The organism is Streptomyces olindensis (genome assembly GCF_040645895.1).
Taxonomy (GTDB): domain Bacteria; phylum Actinomycetota; class Actinomycetes; order Streptomycetales; family Streptomycetaceae; genus Streptomyces; species Streptomyces olindensis.
On sequence record NZ_JBEYZD010000011.1, the window covers coordinates 76,785 to 93,350 of the forward strand.

15 protein-coding genes are annotated in these 16,566 nt (G+C 72.4%); 6 read left to right on the plus strand and 9 right to left on the minus strand.

Going from position 1 to position 16,566, the window contains the following annotated elements:
- The first annotated feature begins 96 nt into the window (after positions 1–96).
- On the plus strand, positions 97–1,035 hold the full coding sequence (locus tag ABZ948_RS09305) for an AurF N-oxygenase family protein (protein WP_359758305.1): 939 nt from the start codon (positions 97–99) through the stop codon (positions 1,033–1,035).
- Between the two features lie 53 nt (positions 1,036–1,088).
- Here ABZ948_RS09305 and ABZ948_RS09310 read toward each other — a convergent pair whose 3' ends face one another.
- Positions 1,089–1,691, minus strand: a complete 603-nt coding sequence (locus ABZ948_RS09310; RefSeq protein WP_359758306.1) for a hypothetical protein — start codon at positions 1,689–1,691, stop codon at positions 1,089–1,091.
- 422 nt (positions 1,692–2,113) lie between these two features.
- Between ABZ948_RS09310 and ABZ948_RS09315 the strand changes: the two genes are divergently transcribed.
- From ABZ948_RS09315 to ABZ948_RS09325, 3 genes are all read left to right on the plus strand, one after another.
- Positions 2,114–2,770, plus strand: a complete 657-nt coding sequence (locus tag ABZ948_RS09315) for a TetR/AcrR family transcriptional regulator (protein ID WP_359758307.1) — start codon at positions 2,114–2,116, stop codon at positions 2,768–2,770.
- A gap of 10 nt (positions 2,771–2,780) precedes the next feature.
- Positions 2,781–3,080, plus strand: coding sequence for a DUF8847 domain-containing protein (locus ABZ948_RS09320; protein WP_359758308.1), 300 nt, complete (start codon positions 2,781–2,783; stop codon positions 3,078–3,080).
- Between the two features lie 106 nt (positions 3,081–3,186).
- Positions 3,187–4,410: a C40 family peptidase gene (locus ABZ948_RS09325; protein ID WP_359758309.1), complete on the plus strand. Its 1,224-nt coding sequence runs from the start codon at positions 3,187–3,189 to the stop codon at positions 4,408–4,410.
- Here ABZ948_RS09325 and ABZ948_RS09330 read toward each other — a convergent pair.
- Genes ABZ948_RS09330 through ABZ948_RS09350 form a run of 5 tightly spaced genes read right to left on the minus strand, consistent with a single transcriptional unit; the run spans position 4,407 to position 10,129 of the window.
- Complete coding sequence (locus ABZ948_RS09330) at positions 4,407–5,669, minus strand: styrene monooxygenase/indole monooxygenase family protein (protein ID WP_359758310.1); 1,263 nt, start codon at positions 5,667–5,669, stop codon at positions 4,407–4,409. The genes ABZ948_RS09325 and ABZ948_RS09330 overlap by 4 nt on opposite strands.
- Before the next feature lie 12 nt (positions 5,670–5,681).
- Positions 5,682–6,329 carry a GTP-binding protein gene (locus ABZ948_RS09335; RefSeq protein ID WP_359758311.1) on the minus strand — a complete coding sequence of 216 codons (648 nt, stop codon included), beginning with the start codon at positions 6,327–6,329 and terminating at the stop codon, positions 5,682–5,684.
- The gene (locus ABZ948_RS09340) at positions 6,310–6,729 is read right to left on the minus strand and encodes a DUF742 domain-containing protein (RefSeq protein WP_359758312.1); all 420 of its coding nucleotides are present in this window, start codon (positions 6,727–6,729) and stop codon (positions 6,310–6,312) included. Before ABZ948_RS09340 ends, ABZ948_RS09335 begins: the two co-directional genes overlap by 20 nt.
- Entirely contained in the window at positions 6,726–7,250 is a 525-nt protein-coding gene (locus tag ABZ948_RS09345) for a roadblock/LC7 domain-containing protein (RefSeq protein WP_359758313.1), read from the minus strand. Before ABZ948_RS09345 ends, ABZ948_RS09340 begins: the two co-directional genes overlap by 4 nt.
- Positions 7,247–10,129 (minus strand): sensor histidine kinase, encoded by a 2,883-nt coding sequence (locus ABZ948_RS09350; protein WP_359758314.1) that lies wholly within the window; start codon positions 10,127–10,129, stop codon positions 7,247–7,249. The genes ABZ948_RS09345 and ABZ948_RS09350 overlap by 4 nt, the downstream gene beginning before the upstream one ends.
- A gap of 356 nt (positions 10,130–10,485) precedes the next feature.
- On the opposite strand from ABZ948_RS09350, the gene ABZ948_RS09355 reads away from it, so the two are divergent.
- Positions 10,486–11,271, plus strand: coding sequence for a protein phosphatase 2C domain-containing protein (locus ABZ948_RS09355; RefSeq protein ID WP_359758315.1), 786 nt, complete (start codon positions 10,486–10,488; stop codon positions 11,269–11,271).
- A gap of 18 nt (positions 11,272–11,289) precedes the next feature.
- Here ABZ948_RS09355 and ABZ948_RS09360 read toward each other — a convergent pair whose 3' ends face one another.
- Both ABZ948_RS09360 and lon read right to left on the minus strand, forming a co-directional pair.
- Positions 11,290–11,781 carry a MarR family winged helix-turn-helix transcriptional regulator gene (locus ABZ948_RS09360; protein ID WP_359758316.1) on the minus strand — a complete coding sequence of 164 codons (492 nt, stop codon included), beginning with the start codon at positions 11,779–11,781 and terminating at the stop codon, positions 11,290–11,292.
- Positions 11,782–11,971: 190 nt separating this feature from the next.
- Positions 11,972–14,386 (minus strand): endopeptidase La, encoded by a 2,415-nt coding sequence (gene lon / locus ABZ948_RS09365; protein WP_359758317.1) that lies wholly within the window; start codon positions 14,384–14,386, stop codon positions 11,972–11,974.
- A 175-nt stretch (positions 14,387–14,561) separates the two neighbouring features.
- Between lon and ABZ948_RS09370 the strand changes: the two genes are divergently transcribed.
- Positions 14,562–15,221, plus strand: a complete 660-nt coding sequence (locus ABZ948_RS09370; protein WP_359758318.1) for a GNAT family N-acetyltransferase — start codon at positions 14,562–14,564, stop codon at positions 15,219–15,221.
- An 11-nt stretch (positions 15,222–15,232) separates the two neighbouring features.
- Here ABZ948_RS09370 and ABZ948_RS09375 read toward each other — a convergent pair whose 3' ends face one another.
- Positions 15,233–16,045 (minus strand): rhomboid-like protein, encoded by an 813-nt coding sequence (locus ABZ948_RS09375; RefSeq protein WP_359758386.1) that lies wholly within the window; start codon positions 16,043–16,045, stop codon positions 15,233–15,235.
- Positions 16,046–16,566 lie beyond the last annotated feature (521 nt).

Genomic DNA, 16,566 nt, shown 5'->3' on the forward strand with positions numbered 1-16,566 from the left:
ACCCGGTCAACAAGTGGCGCGCAAGGGATTGACGGGCTTGCTGACAAGCAGTCTCATAAGGGGGACAGTGACGTGTGCACAACGAGGTGGGCAGCCATGACGACCCTGACGGAAGCCGACGCGCTCGACGGCCTGCGCGATGCCCTGGGCCTGCTGAAGGACCGGGAGCAGGTGGCCCAGCGGCTGCTCGACTCCTCCGCCAAGCACTCCTTCGACCCGGACAAGGAGCTGGACTGGGACGCGCCCTTCGAGGAGGGCAAGTGGTTCTGGCCGCCGGAGCTGGTGTCGCTCTACGACACCCCGCTCTGGAAGCGGATGAGCGAGGAGCAGCGCATCCTCCTCTCCCAGCACGAGGCGGCCGCCCTCGCCTCCCTCGGCATCTGGTTCGAGATCATCCTCATGCAGCTGCTGGTCCGGCACATCTACGACAAGGCGGCCACGAGCGCGCACGTCCGCTACGCGCTCACCGAGATCGAGGACGAGTGCCGCCACTCCAAGATGTTCGCCCGGCTGATCTCCCACGGCGGCACGCCCTGGTACCCGGTCAGCCGCGCCCACCAGCACCTGGGCCGCCTGTTCAAGACCATCTCGACCACACCGGGTTCCTTCACGGCCACCCTCCTCGGCGAGGAGGTCCTCGACTGGATGCAGCGCCTGACGTTCCCGGACGAGCGCGTCCAGACGCTGATCCGGGGCGTCACCCGCATCCACGTGGTCGAGGAGGCCCGCCACGTCCGCTACGCCCGTGAGGAACTCCGCCGCCAGATGGTGACGGCCCCCAAGTGGTCCCAGGAGTTCACCCGCGTCACCTCCGGGGAGTTCGCCCGGGTCTTCTCGGTGGCGTTCGTGAACCCGGAGGTCTACACGAACGTGGGCCTCGACAAGCGGGAGGCCCTCGCCCAGGTCAAGGCCAGCGGCCACCGCCGGGAGGTCATGCAGAACGGCTCGAAGCGCCTGACCGACTTCCTCGACGACATCGGTGTGCTGCGCGGCGTCGGCCGACGACTGTGGAAGTCGTCCGGACTGCTGGCGTAGGCACGAGACGCCCGGACGCCCCACTCGGACATGCCGAGTGGGGCGTCACCGTGTCACCGCCGCTCGCCGCCGTCGTCCGGCTTGGGCCGGTCGTCGACGCGGATGATCACGGGGTCGCCGTCACCGCCGGTCCACGGGTCCTGGGCGATCTTCTTGACGATGCCGACGATGCGCTGATGCAGATGGTGGGCGATGGCCTGGGTGCCAGGACCGGCGGCCACGTCGTCCCGGACGTCGCCGAGGCTGGTGAGAACGGCCACGAGACTGGGCCCGGACAGATGCGCGACGACCATGCCGCCGTCCTCGACGACGGTCCCGGGGACGTGAAAGTGCTGGTCCGCTCCGACGTGCTTCACCAGGAACTCCCAGGTGTCACGGTGGGCGTGGAGTTCGGCGGCCGAGATACCGGCTGCCGCTTGGAGCGTCACGAGGTCCGGCGAGCCCTCTCCCGAGGCCTGCGGCGCGGACTCCGAGACGACCGGGGAGGCCATCGCACGGAGCCGGCCGTCGAGCCGGTCGATGGCACCGCGGATGGAGGCGAGTTCTTCCCCCGTGGCGGTCCGGACCTCGGCGAGCCCTGCCCTGAGCGCACTCGTGGTGCTGTCCTGCCTGAACTGGCTGATGGTGTGTTGCTGGTCCGCGACCTGCTGTTTCACTACCGCGAGGTCGGCTGTGACCTGACCGAGCTGGTTGCTGATCCGACGAAGTAGCTCCCTGTCATCCCGTCCGAATGGCACGTTCCCCCCTCATGGTCACCAGTGACCTTGAAAGGGTGAAGCCGGACCAATCCGCCGACAAGGCCGCGATCCGGCCACACGGGACGCCGAAACCCGGTCACGGGAACCGCGAAGCGCCGGCAGTCGCCGGACCACGGAAGGGGACGTGTCGGGGTGTGTCCGCCCGCAGCGGTTGGCGCGTAGCGCCAGTCAGTCGGTAAGGGGGTCGATCGCGCCGTTCCGAGGACGGACATCCCCCGGCGCGGCCCCGACCCCCACCCGGCGTCACGCGCTACGCGCACCCCCACCGAAGCAGCCACAGGCCGCCGCAGGCACCCCGCCCCCCGATTACGCTGCCGGACATGACACCAGCCGCCGCCCCCACCCCCGCCTACCGGCGACTCAGCGTCGAGGAACGCCGCAGCCAGCTCCTCACCTCCGCGCTGAACCTCTTCGCGCACCGCGCCCCGGAGGAGGTGTCCCTCGACGACGTGGCGGAGGCGGCCGGGGTGTCACGGCCCCTGGTCTACCGGTACTTCCCGGGCGGCAAGCAGCAGCTCTACGAGGCCGCCCTCCGCTCCGCCGCCGACGAACTCCAGCACTGCTTCGACGAACCCCGCGAGGGCCCCCTCCTCCCCCGCCTGTCCCGCGCCCTCGACCGCTACCTCACCTTCGTCGACGAGCACGACGCCGGCTTCAGCGCCCTCCTCCAGGGCGGCAGCGTCGTCGAGACCTCACGGACCACGGCCATCGTGGACGGCGTGCGCCGCGTCGCGGCCGAGCACATCCTCAGCCACCTGGACGTCACCGACCCCGGCCCCCGCCTGCGCATGACCATCCGCATGTGGATCACCGCCGTCGAGGCGTCGTCGCTCATCTGGCTCGACGAGGACAAGCAGCCGCCCGCCGAGGACCTCCGCGACTGGCTGGTGGAGCAGTTCGTCGCCATGCTGACCGTGACCGCCCGCCGCGACCCGCAGACCGACGCCCTGGTCCAGGCCCTCGCCGAGGATGTCTGACACTGATCCCGTGAAGAGCGAAGACACCCCCTTCGAGGGCGGCCCCATGGACGGCAGGGTCCTGCCCGTCCTGCTCGGCATGACCGGCCACCCGCCCAAGACGTACCGCATCCCCGTCCCGGACCCGGACGGCTGCCCGCCCACGGTCCTGGTCTACCGCCGCGTACCCCGGGGACCGGGCAGGGTCGGCCTGACCAACCGCTGGAAGTACGAGTACGCCCCGGAGGGCGCCCCGACCCGCCGCCTGAACTGGCCGTGGTCGAAGCCAGACGCCACGCCGCGCGGCAAGCCGGACGACGCCGACGGGTGACCCCGTTGCGCCGAACCGCGCACACCCGCCGAGCGCACGGCCCGCACACGCCTGATCCTCACGATGTCCGGCGGCACCACGCCGCCCCCGCACCGGAGGTGATGGCATGTCAGGAAAGCTCCTGCGGCTGGTCTGCGTCGCGGCGACGGCGGCCGGAACCGTCCTGGCCCCCGGCCCGGCCACGGCCGCTCCCGGACCGGACACGGAACAGCACGAGATCGCCGGACTCCTGACAGACCTTCAGGAGCTGTACAGGAAGGCGGAGCAGGCCACCGAGGCCTACAACGCCACCGAGGACAAGCTGACGAAGCAGCGCGCCGAGACCGACCGTCTGGACCGCGCCCTCGCCCGCGCCCGGCTCTCCCTGTACGACAGCCGGGGCGCGGCCGGCCGCCTGGCCCGTCAGCAGTACCAGAGCAGCACCGGCATCTCCCCGTACGTCCGTCTGCTCCTGGCCCGCGACCCGCAGCACGCGATCGACCAGGGCCATGTGATCGCCCGGCTGGCCAGGGAACGGGCCGACACCATCGGCCGGCTGACCGGCGACGAGCGCAGGGCCCACGACCTGGCCCGCGAGGCCCGCAAGGCCCTGGACCGGCAGCTCGCCCTCACCGAGCGGCGCAGGAAGGAACGGGACGAGGTCCGCGCGCGCCTCGCGAAGGTGGAGGAGTTGCTCGCCTCCCTCACCCCCGACCAGCTCACCGCCGTCGCCGAGCTGGAGCAGGACGGCGTCACGAAGGCACAGCAGAAGTTCCTGGCCTCCGGCGCACTCGGCGCCAACGGCACAAGCGGCAGCAACAACGACAGCAGCGCCAGCGACCACGGCAGCGGGGGCAGCCAGAACAGCGTCCGCCGCCCCACGGCGGAGGGCGGCCGGGCCGTCCGCTACGCCGTGCGGCAGCTCGGCAAGCCGTACGAGTGGGGCGCGGAGGGCCCGAGATCGTACGACTGCTCGGGCCTCACCTCGCAGGCCTGGGCCGAGGCCGGGACGCCCATCCCCCGGACCAGCCAGGAGCAGTGGGAACAACTGGAGCGGATCCCGCTGTCCGAGCTGCGCCCGGGCGACCTGGTCGTGTACTTCCCGGAGGCCACGCACGTGGCGCTGTACCTCGGGGACGGCATGGTCGTCCAGGCACCCCGCCCCGGCGCCAAGATCAAGGTGTCACCGATCGCGGCCAACCCGGTCCTGGGCGCCGTCCGCCCCGACCCGGAGGGGAAGCCCCTGCGGCGCTACGAGCCGCCGGAACTCCCCGAGGGCGCCACGGACGGATCGGACGAGGGCTACGAGGGTGACGGGAGCTACGAAGGTGACGAGGGCGAAGAGGACTAGGCGGCGCCCGCGCCGGACACCTCGACCAGGTAGGCCTGCGTCTTCTCCGGGTCGTAGAAGAAGTTCTCGAAGTCGGCCGGGTCGTTGAAGCCGTTGGCGAAGCGGTCGGCGACGGGCTGGAGTTCGCCGGCGGCGCCGATGAGGTTCAGGATGTGCTCGGGCGGCGGCGCGAGCATGGCGTTGGTCCACTTGGTGACGTGCTGGGCGGTGTCCCAGTAGCGGTCGAAGGTGGCCCGCATCCACTCCTCGTCGAACGGCTTGTCGCCGCGCTCGACGATCGAGGCGAGGTAGGCGGCGGCGCACTTGGACGCCGAGTTGGAGCCCTGCCCGGTGATCGGGTCGTTGGCCACGACCACGTCGGCGACGCCCAGCACCAGGCCCCCGCCGGGGAGACGGCCGATCGGGTTGCGGACGGTCGGGGCGTAACGCCCGGCCAGCGTGCCGCCGGCGTCGGTCAGTTCGACCTTGGTGGCCCGCGCGTACTCCCAGGGGACGTACCGCTCCATGAGTTCCAGGGTCAGGGAGAGGTGCTCCGCCGGGTCCTTGACGCCGTTGAAGACGTCGAGCGGGCCGCCGGGTATGCCCTCCCAGAACAGGATGTCGGCCCGTCCGGAGGTGGTCAGGGTGGGCATGACGAACAGTTCGCCGACGCCCGGCACCAGGTTGCAGCGGACCCCTTCGGTGTCCGGGTGCTCCGGGCGCGGGCCGAGGCCGTGGACGTACGACACGGCCAGTGCACGCTGCGGCTCGCTGTAGGGGGACCGCTCCGGGTCCCGGGCGAACATCTGGACCAGCTCGCCCTTGCCGGCCGCGACGAGCACCAGGTCGTACGTACGGGAGAAGTAGTCGAGGTCGCCGACGGCCGCGCCGTGGATGACGAGCTGCCCGCCGCGCTGCGCGAACGTCTCCATCCAGCCGGCCATCTTCACCCGCTGGTCGACCGACTGCGCGTATCCGTCGAGCCGGCCCAGCCAGTCGATCGCACGGGCCGCGGGGCCCTCGGCCCAGGAGCCGGGGGCGGCGACCGAGACGCCGAGTCCTTCGATCTTCGGGGCCTGGGACTCCCAGAAGTTCAGCTGGAGATCGCGCTCGTGCTGCAGGGCCGTGTGGAACATGCACTGCGTCGACATGACCCGGCCGGTGCGGATCTCGTCCGCCGTCCGGTTGGACATCAGGGTGACCTCGTACCCCTGGGACTGGAGGCCGAGAGCTATCTGGAGCCCGGACTGACCGGCTCCGACGACGAGTATCTTCCGCATGCGGGCTGTCCTCTACTCGGGGGTTTCGTCCAGCGCGTGGCCGACGAGGGCCAGGAGGGTCTCGATCACGGAGATCCGGCGACGCGCGTCCATGATCATGACAGGTATGTGTTGCGGGATGGTCAAGGCCTCCCGCACATCCTCCGGCTCGAACAGCTCGCTGCCGTCGAAGTGGTTGACGGCGACCACGTACGGCAGCCCGGAGCTCTCGAAGTAGTCCAGGACCGGGAAGCAGTCCTTCAGACGGCGCGTGTCGGCCAGCACGACGGCTCCGATCGCGCCGCGCACGATGTCGTCCCACATGAACCAGAACCGCTGCTGGCCCGGCGTGCCGAACAGGTAGAGCACCAGGTCGTCGTCGAGCGTGATGCGCCCGAAGTCCATGGCCACGGTGGTGGTGGACTTGCCCGGTGTGGCGGTGAGGTCGTCGGTGGCCTCGCTCGCCTCGGTCATCAGCGCCTCGGTCTGCAGGGGCGTGATCTCCGAGACCGCGGTGACGAGCGTGGTCTTGCCCACGCCGAAGCCGCCCGCCACCACGATCTTCGTGGCGATGGGGGCCCGGGTGCGGTCCGTCTCCCAGGCGTGCATGCTCTCGCCGGGCCGGGCGAACGGGGATGTACCAGAGACGCCGTGAGCGGCGTCAGAGACGACGGAGTCCACTCAGCACCCTTTCCAGCAGAGCTCGGTCCGGGCGGCCCGTGCCGTGGCCGGTGCCCGTTCCGTACACACGGATCTTTCCCTGGTCCGCGAGGTCGCTGAGGAGCACGCGGACCACGCCGAGCGGCATCTTCAGCAGCGCGGCGATCTCGGCCACCGTTCGCATCCGGCGGCACAGTTCGACGATGGCCTGGAGTTCCGGCATCACACGGGAGAGGGAGCCGTTCGTCAGTTCCCGGCGCTCCTCCGGGGCCTCCAGTGCGGCCGTGCTCGCCACGAACGTCTCCACCAGGAGGACGTGGCCGAAGCGGGTGCGGCCGCCGGTGAGCGAGTAGGGGCGGACCCGGGCGGGTTTGCGGTCACCGCCGCGGACCGGGAGCTGGGACTTCGGCGCACTGCTCATCGGGCACTCCCCGTCGTCTGGGACTCCTCCAGGGATTTGCGGAGTTCGCTGCGGAGTTCGGGCGTCAGGACGTGACCGGCGCGGCCGACGAACAGGGCCATGTGGTACGCCACCACGCTCATGTCGCAGTCCGCGGAGCCGTGGACGCCGAGCAGCGAGCCGTCGCTGATGGACATCACGAACAGGCTGCCCTCGTCCATGGCGACCATGGTGTGCCTGACCCCGCCGAAGTCCATCAGCTTGGCGGCGCCGACGGTGAGGCTGCCGATGCCGGAGACGATGGTGGCCAGGTCGGCGGCGGAGCCGCGCGGGCCGGTCCGCCGCGTGCCGCCGGCGGCCAGGGCCGCGCGGGCCTGCTGGTTGCGCCGGGCGTCGGAGGAGAGCAGGAGCAGTCCGTCGGACGAGACGACCGCGACCGAGAGGATGCCGGGCACCTCCTCGACGAGGTTGGTCAGCAGCCAGTGCAGGTTGCGGGCCTCACTGCTCAGTCCGATCAGTCCGAAGGTACTGGGAGCGGTCAACTGCTTGCCTCCTCGACTGTGCCCCCCGTGGCTTCTTCGGATTCAGCTTGTCCTGATGTGCTGCCGGTGGCCGGCCGCTTGTGCGAGGCCGTCTTCTCGGCGATCTCCGCCTCCACCTCGCGGTAGCCGGCCTGCGCGCCCTGGCGGAAGCCGCCGAGGCGGCGGCGGAGTGCCTCGGCGTCGACGGAGCCGGTGCGCTGGCGCGGGGCCTGGGCCTGGGCGGTGATCTTGGGAGTGCGCTTGGGGAGGCCCTTGTCGGTGACGCGGTCCTCTTCGTCGTCCGGTGCGCGTCCGTGTTCCGCCCCGGCTGCGCCTTCGGCGTCCTCACTCCCACCCGCACCCCCCGTGCGGGTTTCGTCGTCGTGTGCGGGTGACCCCTGTGGGGCGAATGCGCCGCCGGCGACCGCGGGCTCGTGGTCCGCCGGAGCGGGCTCGTCCTGCGGTATCGGGGCCAGCAGCTCCATCGTGGTCTCGGCGGGGGTCTCCGCCGGTGCCGTGACCTCCGGCGCGAATGCGGCCAGCGCGGGTGCGGCCGACGCGGGTGCGGCCGGTGCCGCCGGTTCCGGCCGCTCGACGGCCTCGTCCACCGGTTCCGGGTGCTCCGCGGCCTCGTCCGCCGCCTCCTCGCGCCGTACCGCCTTCTCCGCCAGCGCCACCAGCGGGTCCCCACCGCTCGTGCGGCCGTGCAGGACGTTGGAGTTGGCCTCGGCGTCGGCGCCCGGGAAGGAGAAGGAGTGGGCCGCGCCGGCGACGGGACCGGAGGACGTGACGGCCACGGGCGAGGCGGCCGCGAGGAGGGTGCGGGGCAGCACGACGACCGCCGCGACCCCGCCCTGCTTCTGCTCGCGCAGCTGGACGCGCACCCCGTGGCGGTGGGCGAGTCGGGCCACGACGTACAGGCCGAGGCCGAGACCGTCCTCGCCCTCCTGGTCGTACGGCGCCTCCGGGTCGAAGTCGGCGAGGCGGGCGTTCAGCCGTTCCAGCCGCTCCTCGGTCATGCCGATGCCCTCGTCCTGGACGGAGAGCATGACCTCGCCGTTCTCCAGCAGCCAGCCGGAGATCTCGACGGGCAGGTCGGGCGGGGAGAACGAGGTGGCGTTCTCCATGAGTTCGGCCAGCAGGTGGGAGAGGTCGTCCGCGGCGAACCCGGCGATGTGCGCGTGCGGCGGCAGCGCGGCGATCCGCACCCGCTCGTACCGCTCGATCTCGCTGACGGCGGCGCGTACGACGTCCACGAGCGGCACGGGACCGGCCGCGTGCTGGACGTGCTCGGTGCCGGCGAGGACGAGGAGGTTCTCGCTGTGCCGGCGCATGACCGTGGCGAAGTGGTCGAGCTTGAACAGCGTGGCGAGGCGCTCCGGGTCCTGCTCGCGCTCCTCCAGGTTCTCGATGACGGCGAGTTGCCGCTCGACCAGGCCGAGGGTGCGCAGGGCGAGGTTGACGAACGTACCGCCGATGGCCGTGCGCAGCCGCTCCAGCTGGGCCGCGGACTCGGCGAGTTCGGCGCGCAGTTCCTCGCGGGCGTCGGCCATCTTCTGGCGCTGGCCGACGAGGTGCTTGCGGTCGCCCTCCAGGGTGGTGATGCGCTCGGTGAGGGCGGCCGCGTGCGCGTGCAGGGCGTTGACGGAGCGGACGACCTGGGCGAACTCGTCGTTGCGGCCGGTGAACTTCACCGGCTCCTCGGCCGCCGGGTCCTCGGCCTCGGCGAGGCGCTTGGAGCCCAGGCGCAGCACCGCGAGGGGGCGGGTGAGGCTGCGGGCCATGCCCGTGGCGACACCGACGGCGAGCAGTATGAGGACGCCGAGGACCGCGATGCGGATCTCCAGCGCGGTGACGTCGTCGTCGCGCAGCGCCTCCAGGTCCTTGGTGCGCCGGTCGTAGAGGGCGGACTCCACGCCGCGCATCAGGTCCACCCGGGCGGAGAGGGCCGCGTCCAGCCGCTTGGTGCTGGTGGAGAGCTCGCTGCCGGTCAGGGTCGGCTGGTCGGTGAGGGTGGCGAGGTACTTCTCGGCGGAGTTGACCTCGGTGCCGGTGACCGTGTTGTCGAAGGAGGCGCGGGCCGACTTGGGCGCGGTGTCGCGGAAGTCGGCCAGGGCCGCGTCGGAGCGCAGCCGGGCCTGCTGGGCGGCGGCGCTCAGGGCGTCGCGCTGCCGGGCGTCGGCGCCCGAGGAGGTGGAGGTCTCGGTCGGCAGGCCGGTGACCGGGTCGATGACCGTCTCGGTGCTGCGCGGCACGCTGAAGGCGGCCAGCAGCAGTCCCCGGGCGGCGGCGGCCTGCTGGACGGCGGAGTCCAGCTCGGCCAGGGCGTACCCGCCGGATCCGGCGCGGGGCGGCGTCTGCTGCGCCAGTTGCTCGGCGAGCCGGTGGAGTTCGGTGATGGCGGTGGAGTACGCCTGGTGCGCTTCGAGCGCGCTGCTCTTGCCGGTGAGCGCGGCGCGGCGCAGGGCCGCGATGTCGTCGAGGTCCGAGCGGAGCGCGGCGGGCGTGTCGGTGTCGGACCGCAGCTCCTCGACCTGACGGTCCACGCGGGCGCTGTGCTGCTCGGAGGGCGCCTTGGCCTTGGGGCGGCCGGCCGCGATGTAGGAGGTGACGTCGTCGCGCTCGTCGGCGAGGGAGTGGGCGAGGGCGAGGGCGTCCTGGGTCTGCTCCGCGAGCGTCACGAGCTCCTGGGAGTCGTGGAGTTCCCCGGAGGCGGCGAGGACGGACGGGGTGCCGGCCCCGGCGATGGCCGCGGCGACCACGGCGACGGCGACGATGAGCCGGTTGCGCACGTGCGTGGGTCGGCCCTTGCCGGTGAGGGGCGTCGGCTCAGCGCCCTGAGCGGGGGCCGTCTGCTTGCCTGTGCGACGAGGCCGCGTCTTCTGCACCGGTGCTCGCATTCCTGACTCGTGAACCCATGGGCCCGGGTGACGCTCCGTCAACTGACGCGTACTCCCGGTACACTTCCCGACCCTCCCAGCGCCGGTGGGCAGCGCACGCGCATCACCTGACCCGCCACCCGAAGGAGTGAACCTCGGAGGGGAGTTGAGGGGCAAGTTCCGCAGGCCCTCGCAGTCGCCTTGTGCGGCAGGCCGGTTGGACGCCGGCGGCGGGCGGTGGCAATATTCGCCACCACGTCTTCCCGGAACAAAGCATTCCAGCCCAAACCAGGCGTCTGACCTGCGCGGGTGCGCCGTTCCGGCAACCATTGCCAGCCTTTTGCGGACCTTGTGAAGGGCTCGTGCAGACTGGCTGGATGCGTACTGAACTCGCCTCGGAGCCCGGGGACGCCGACCGCCCGAACGAGGACTTCGCCAGTGTCGGGCTTCCGGCCTCAGGACAGGGCGGTTCGGTGATCGTCCTGGACGGGGTCACCCCGCCGAAGGGCGGGGCGGGCTGTCTGCATTCCGTCCCCTGGTTCACCGCGCGCCTCGGCGGAGCCCTGACCGAACTGACCGTTTCACTCCCGGATGTTCCCCTGCTCGACTTGTTGTCCCGTGCGATCGCGCGTACCGCCGAGGCACACGCGGAAACCTGTGACCTTTCTCACCCCCGCACACCGCAGGCCACGGTGGTCGTGGCCCGTTGGAATCCGGCCACAGTGGAGTACCTGGTCCTGTCGGACTCGGCCCTGCTGCTGGAGTCCCCCGACGGCGCGGTGACCGCGCTCCTGGACGACCGGCTGGCCCGGCTGCCGCGCTCGGCCCTGGCCACGGACGCGCTGGTCGACACCACGCTCCGCAACAAGGAGGGCGGCTTCTTCACGGCCGCCGCCGATCCCGCGGTGGCCCGGCGCGCGGTGACCGGAACCCTTCCGCGCGAGGAGGTGCGCGCCCTGACCGCGCTGACGGACGGCGCCACCCGCTGGGTGGAGCGGTTCCGCGAGGGGGACTGGACGGACTGCTTCCAATGCGTCCGCAAGGAGGGGCCGCAGGCTCTGGTGGACCGCGTGCGCGCACTGGAACGGGCGGACGCCGAGCGGGTGTACCTGGGGCGGGGCAAGCGGCACGACGACGCGACAGTCGTGTACGCGGAGCTCTGAACGCCCGGCAGCGGGCTGCTACTTCTCCATGCCGCGGTTGAGCTGGTGCAGCAGCCGGGCCAGTTCCGTGACCTCGTGGGTGTCCCAGTCGGCCAGGCGGCCGGCGTACCGGGCGCGGCGGGCCTCCCGGACCCGGCGGACGCGGTCCTGGCCCTCCTGGGTGAGGGCGACCAGCCAGGCGCGGCCGTCGGCGGGGTCGGGCTCGCGCGCGACCAGCCCGAGCTCCTCCAGGGCGCGCAGCTGGCGCGACATCGTCGCCTTGCCGACGCCGATGTAGGCGGCGAGCTCGGTGGCCCGCTGCTTGCCGCACTCGTCCAGCCGGACGAGGAGGCCGTACGCGGACGACTCCAGGTCGGGGTGGACCTCGCGGGCCATCTCGCCCTGGTTGGCCCGGGCCCGCCGCAGCAGCACGGTCAGCTCCCGCTCCAGCGCCAGGAAGGCAGGCTGATCCACAGCGCTCCCGGCCGCACCGGCAGCTCGGTGTCCGTCGTCCTTGCCGTCCTCGTGCACGTCAGTCCCTGCCTCGGTCGTCGCCCGTACGGAGAGTTCCCGTACCGGGATTTTCCGCCACCTGCTGTCATCACCGCAGTTCGGCAAGTATTCCGCAGGTCACGGGGTGCGGGTACACAGGGCCGCCACACGGTGAAGGCCCGGGCCTCCCTCACGAGAACCCGGGCCTCCCCGACCGGCCGCGCGTCCGTCACGCCGCGACCGGAACCTCCGGCGCGGCCCCGTTCGTCGCCGGGGACAGCGCCAGCTCCAGGACCTGGCGGACATCGGTGACGGCGTGGACGTCGAGCTTGTCCAGCACCTCCGCCGGGACGTCGTCCAGGTCGGGCTCGTTGCGCTTGGGGATGATCACCGTGGTGACACCGGCCCGGTGCGCCGCGAGCAGCTTCTGCTTCACACCGCCGATCGGCAGGACCCGCCCGGTCAGCGAGACCTCGCCGGTCATGGCCACGTCCGTGCGGACCAGGCGGCCGGAGAGCAGGGACGCGAGGGCCGTGGTCATCGTGATGCCGGCGCTTGGGCCGTCCTTCGGGACCGCGCCCGCCGGGAAGTGGATGTGCACGCCCCGGTCCTTCAGGTCGCCCACCGGCAGTTCCAGCTCGGCGCCGTGGGAGCGCAGGAAGCTCAGCGCGATCTGCGCGGACTCCTTCATCACGTCCCCGAGCTGACCGGTCAGGGTCAGCCCCGCCGCGCCCGTCTCCGGGTCGGCCAGCGACGCCTCGACGTAGAGCACGTCACCGCCCGCTCCGGTCACCGCGAGGCCGGTGGCCACGCCGGGCACGGACGTCCGGCGCTCGGCCGGGTCCTGGGCGGACTCGGGCACGTGGTGCGGCCGGCCGATCAGGTCCCGCAGGTGCTCGGCGGTGACGGTGAAGGGCAGCTCCCGCTCGCCCAGTTCGTGCTGGGCCGCGACCTTGCGCAGCAGCCGCGCGACGGACCGCTCCAGGTTGCGCACGCCCGCCTCGCGCGTGTACTCGCCGGCGAGCTTGCGCAGCGCGCTCTCGTCGAGGGTGACCTCGTCCCGGTCGAGCCCGGCCCGCTCCAGCTGGCGCGGGAGCAGGTGGTCGCGCGCGATGACGATCTTCTCGTCCTCGGTGTAGCCGTCCAGGCGGACGATCTCCATCCGGTCGGCCAGGGCCTCCGGGATCGCCTCCAGGACGTTGGCGGTGGCGAGGAAGACCACGTCCGACAGGTCCAGCTCGACCTCCAGGTAGTGGTCCCGGAAGGTGTGGTTCTGCGCCGGGTCGAGCACTTCGAGCAGAGCCGCGGCCGGGTCGCCCCGGAAGTCCGAGCCCACCTTGTCGATCTCGTCGAGCAGCACGACCGGGTTCATCGACCCGGCCTCCTTGATCGCGCGGACGATCCGGCCGGGCAGCGCGCCGACGTACGTGCGCCGGTGGCCGCGGATCTCGGCCTCGTCGCGCACACCGCCGAGGGCGACGCGGACGAACTTGCGGCCCATGGCGTGGGCGACGGACTCGCCGAGGCTGGTCTTGCCGACGCCGGGCGGCCCGACGAGCGCGAGCACGGCACCGCCGCGCCGCCCGCCGACCACGCCGAGGCCCCGGTCGGTACGCCGCTTGCGCACGGCCAGGTACTCGGTGATCCGCTCCTTCACGTCCTGGAGTCCGGCGTGCTCGGCGTCGAGGACGGCCTGGGCGCCCTGGATGTCGTAGGCGTCCTCGGTGCGCTCGTTCCACGGCATCTCCAGGACCGTGTCGAGCCAGGTGCGGATCCAGGAGCCCTCGGGCGACTGGTCGGAGGACCGCTCCAGCTTGTCGACCTCCTTGAGGGCGGCCTCGCGGACCTTCTCGGGCAGGTCGGCGGCCTCCACACGGGCGCGGTAGTCGTCGGACTCCTCGCCCTCCTGCTCCCCGTTCAGCTCGCGCAACTCCTTGCGGACCGCTTCGAGCTGACGCCGCAGCAGGAACTCGCGCTGCTGCTTGTCGACGCCCTCCTGGACGTCCTTGGCGATGGTCTCGGCCACGTCCTGCTCGGCGAGGTGGTCGCGCAGCTGCTGCGTGGCGAGCTTGAGCCGGGCCACCGGGTCGGTGGTCTCCAGCAGTTCGACCTTCTGGTCGGTGGTCAGGAACGGCGAGTAGCCGGAGTTGTCGGCGAGCGCCGAGACGTCGTCGATGGCCTGGACCCGGTCGACGACCTGCCAGGCACCGCGCTTGCGCAGCCAGGCGGTGGCGAGGGCCTTGTACTCCTTGACGAGTTCGGCGACCTGCCCGGGCAGCGGCTCCGGGACGGTCTCGTCGACGCGGGTGCCCTCGACCCAGAGGGCCGCGCCGGGTCCCGTGGTCCCCGCACCGATCCTCACCCGCCCCCGGCCGCGGATCAGCGCGCCCGGGTCGCCGTCGGCCAGCCGGCCGACCTGCTCGACGGTGCCGAGGACACCGGTGTTCGCGTACGTCCCGTCGATGCGTGGCACCAGGAGTACCCGGGGCTTTCCGGGCGTTGACCGGGCAGCGGCCTGGGCGGCCTCCACCGCGGCACGGACCTCGGAGTCGCTCAGGTCCAGCGGGACCACCATCCCGGGCAGCACGACCTCGTCGTCGAGCGGCAGCACGGGCAGGGTGAGCGGTGTGGACGTCGAAGCCATGATCTCCCCTTCGGCAGTCAAGTTGAGCTATGCCGACTCAATGCTCGGGGGAGCCGGGATGTTCCCCACGCGCCGTTCGCTGTCAGCGATCACCTGTGACACCGGGGACGGGGAGGCGCGTAAGGTCCAGTGAGTAATAGACGATCAAGCTTTACGATCATTACAGGGGGCTGGCGTGGACGAGACCGTGCAGGCGTGGGTGAACGGATGGGTCGTGTCCCGCGGGGCCGCTCCGCCGGTGCCGGAGCCGTGGGGCTGGACCATCGACATGGGGATGCGGGAGCACGTCACGCGGCACGTGTTCGGCGCGACGGGCGACGGCCTCGACGAGACGACCGTCCGCAAGGTGGCCGGAGCCGTCACCGGACACGGCGTGTGGCTGAAGGCCTTCCGGGACCCGTCGGTGGTCTCCGGCTGGCTGGGCGACGACTGGTGGATCGACCCCGAGCCGGGTTGTCTGATGACGGTCCCGCTGGCGGCGGACGGCGCTCCGGCCGCCCCCGAGGGTTACCGGCTGCGCACCTGGTCGCGCGGCGGGGTGACCCGGGTGATGGTGGCCGCGCCGGACGGGTCCCTGGCGGCGCGCGGGCAGATCACCCCGACGGGCGAGACCGCCGTCGTCGACCAGATCGAGACGGCTCCCGGACACCGCCGCAAGGGAATGGGCAGCCTCGTCGTGCGGACGTTGCAGGACATCGCGGTCCGGCAGGGGGCCCGGACCGGCGTCCTGGCCGGGACACCCGCGGGCCGGGGGCTCTACGAGGCGCTGGGCTGGACGGTCGTGGCCCTGCTGACCAGCGCCAAGTACGAGCCGTCGGCCGCCACCCGGACCTGATGGCCTGGTACTCAGCCCGCGGCCGGAGCGAGCCGCGCGGCGTACCACCGCCGGACCACCGGCCAGGTCGCGATGCCGATGCCCAGGGCGATGAGGTGCCCCCAGTTCGTCATCGGGTCGCTGAAGGCGAGCAGGTCCTGGAGCAGCATCCCGCCGAAGCCGGCCAGCAGGGGCACGCGTGACCAGGGCGGCAGCAGGCCGGCCAGGGCGCCGATGCCGGCCGCGACGCCGAAGCTGACGCCGTAGTCGAGGCGGTGCAGGGAGCTGTCGGGGAGGTGCCCGGCCAGGACCGCGAGACCCACCGGGACCTCGGTCGCCAGGGTGGCGAGGACGTGCCCGAGCAGGAAGACACCGGCCGTGCGCAGACCGCCGATCCGCCGTTCCAGCGCGGTCAGCACCAGCACGAAGGCGATGGCGAAGGGCGAGGCCACCCCGCCCGCGACCCACAGTGCGCTGCCCACCAGCACCAGCTCCGGCGTCCGCATCAGGTGTGCCACGTCCGTGCTGGAGCCCTGGAGCAGGGCGTGCACCAATGCCGGGTCGGCGTGCGCGGCGACCAGCGAGGTGACACCGAGCAGGGCCGCGTACGTGAAGGTGAACGGCGTGCCCACGGGGGTGGGCAGCAGCCGCCAGGGCCGCAGCGCCCGGAGTCCGGTCCGGGGCGTTACCGACGGCGGGGACTTCGGTGCGGCCGGGGCCGCGGTCTCGCGTGCCCGCTGCCGCGGCACCCCGTCCAGCAGGACCGACGTGTCGTACCCGGGCGCGTCCGCCGGTGTGGGTACGACCTCCGCGGTCTCCTCGCCGGGCGGCGCGGCGCGTTCCACCACGGGCGCTCCTTCCGTCCGGGCCCAGCCTTCGCGCCCGACCGCCCCGCTGTCTGTGACCCGGGCCACGCGAGAGCGGATTCACAGCAACCCGACAGCCGTGTCCCGCGTCCGCCGCCCGCCGCCCGCCGCCCGCCGCCCGCCGCCCGCCGCCCGCCGACAGTCATATCCCGCACCGCCGCGCCGTGTCCCGCGTCCGCCGCCGGCCGTGGCCCGCGTCGCCGCCGGGCCGTACCCGCGTCGCGGTCGGCCACACCCCGCGTCCCGCCGACCGTGCCCCCCATCGCCGCGCCCCCCATCGCCGCCGACCGTGCCCCGCATCGCCGCGCCCCGCGTCGCCGCCGGGCCGTACCCGCGTCGCGGTCGGCCGCATCCCGCGTCCCGCCGACCGCCCCCCATCACCGCCGGCCATGCCCCGCGTCGCGGCACGACCGTGTCCCCCGTCCCGGCCTGGCCGTACCCACGTCGCCGCAGCCCGCGCGGAAATTCCGGGCGTCGGCATCGCGCCCCTGCCAGGATGG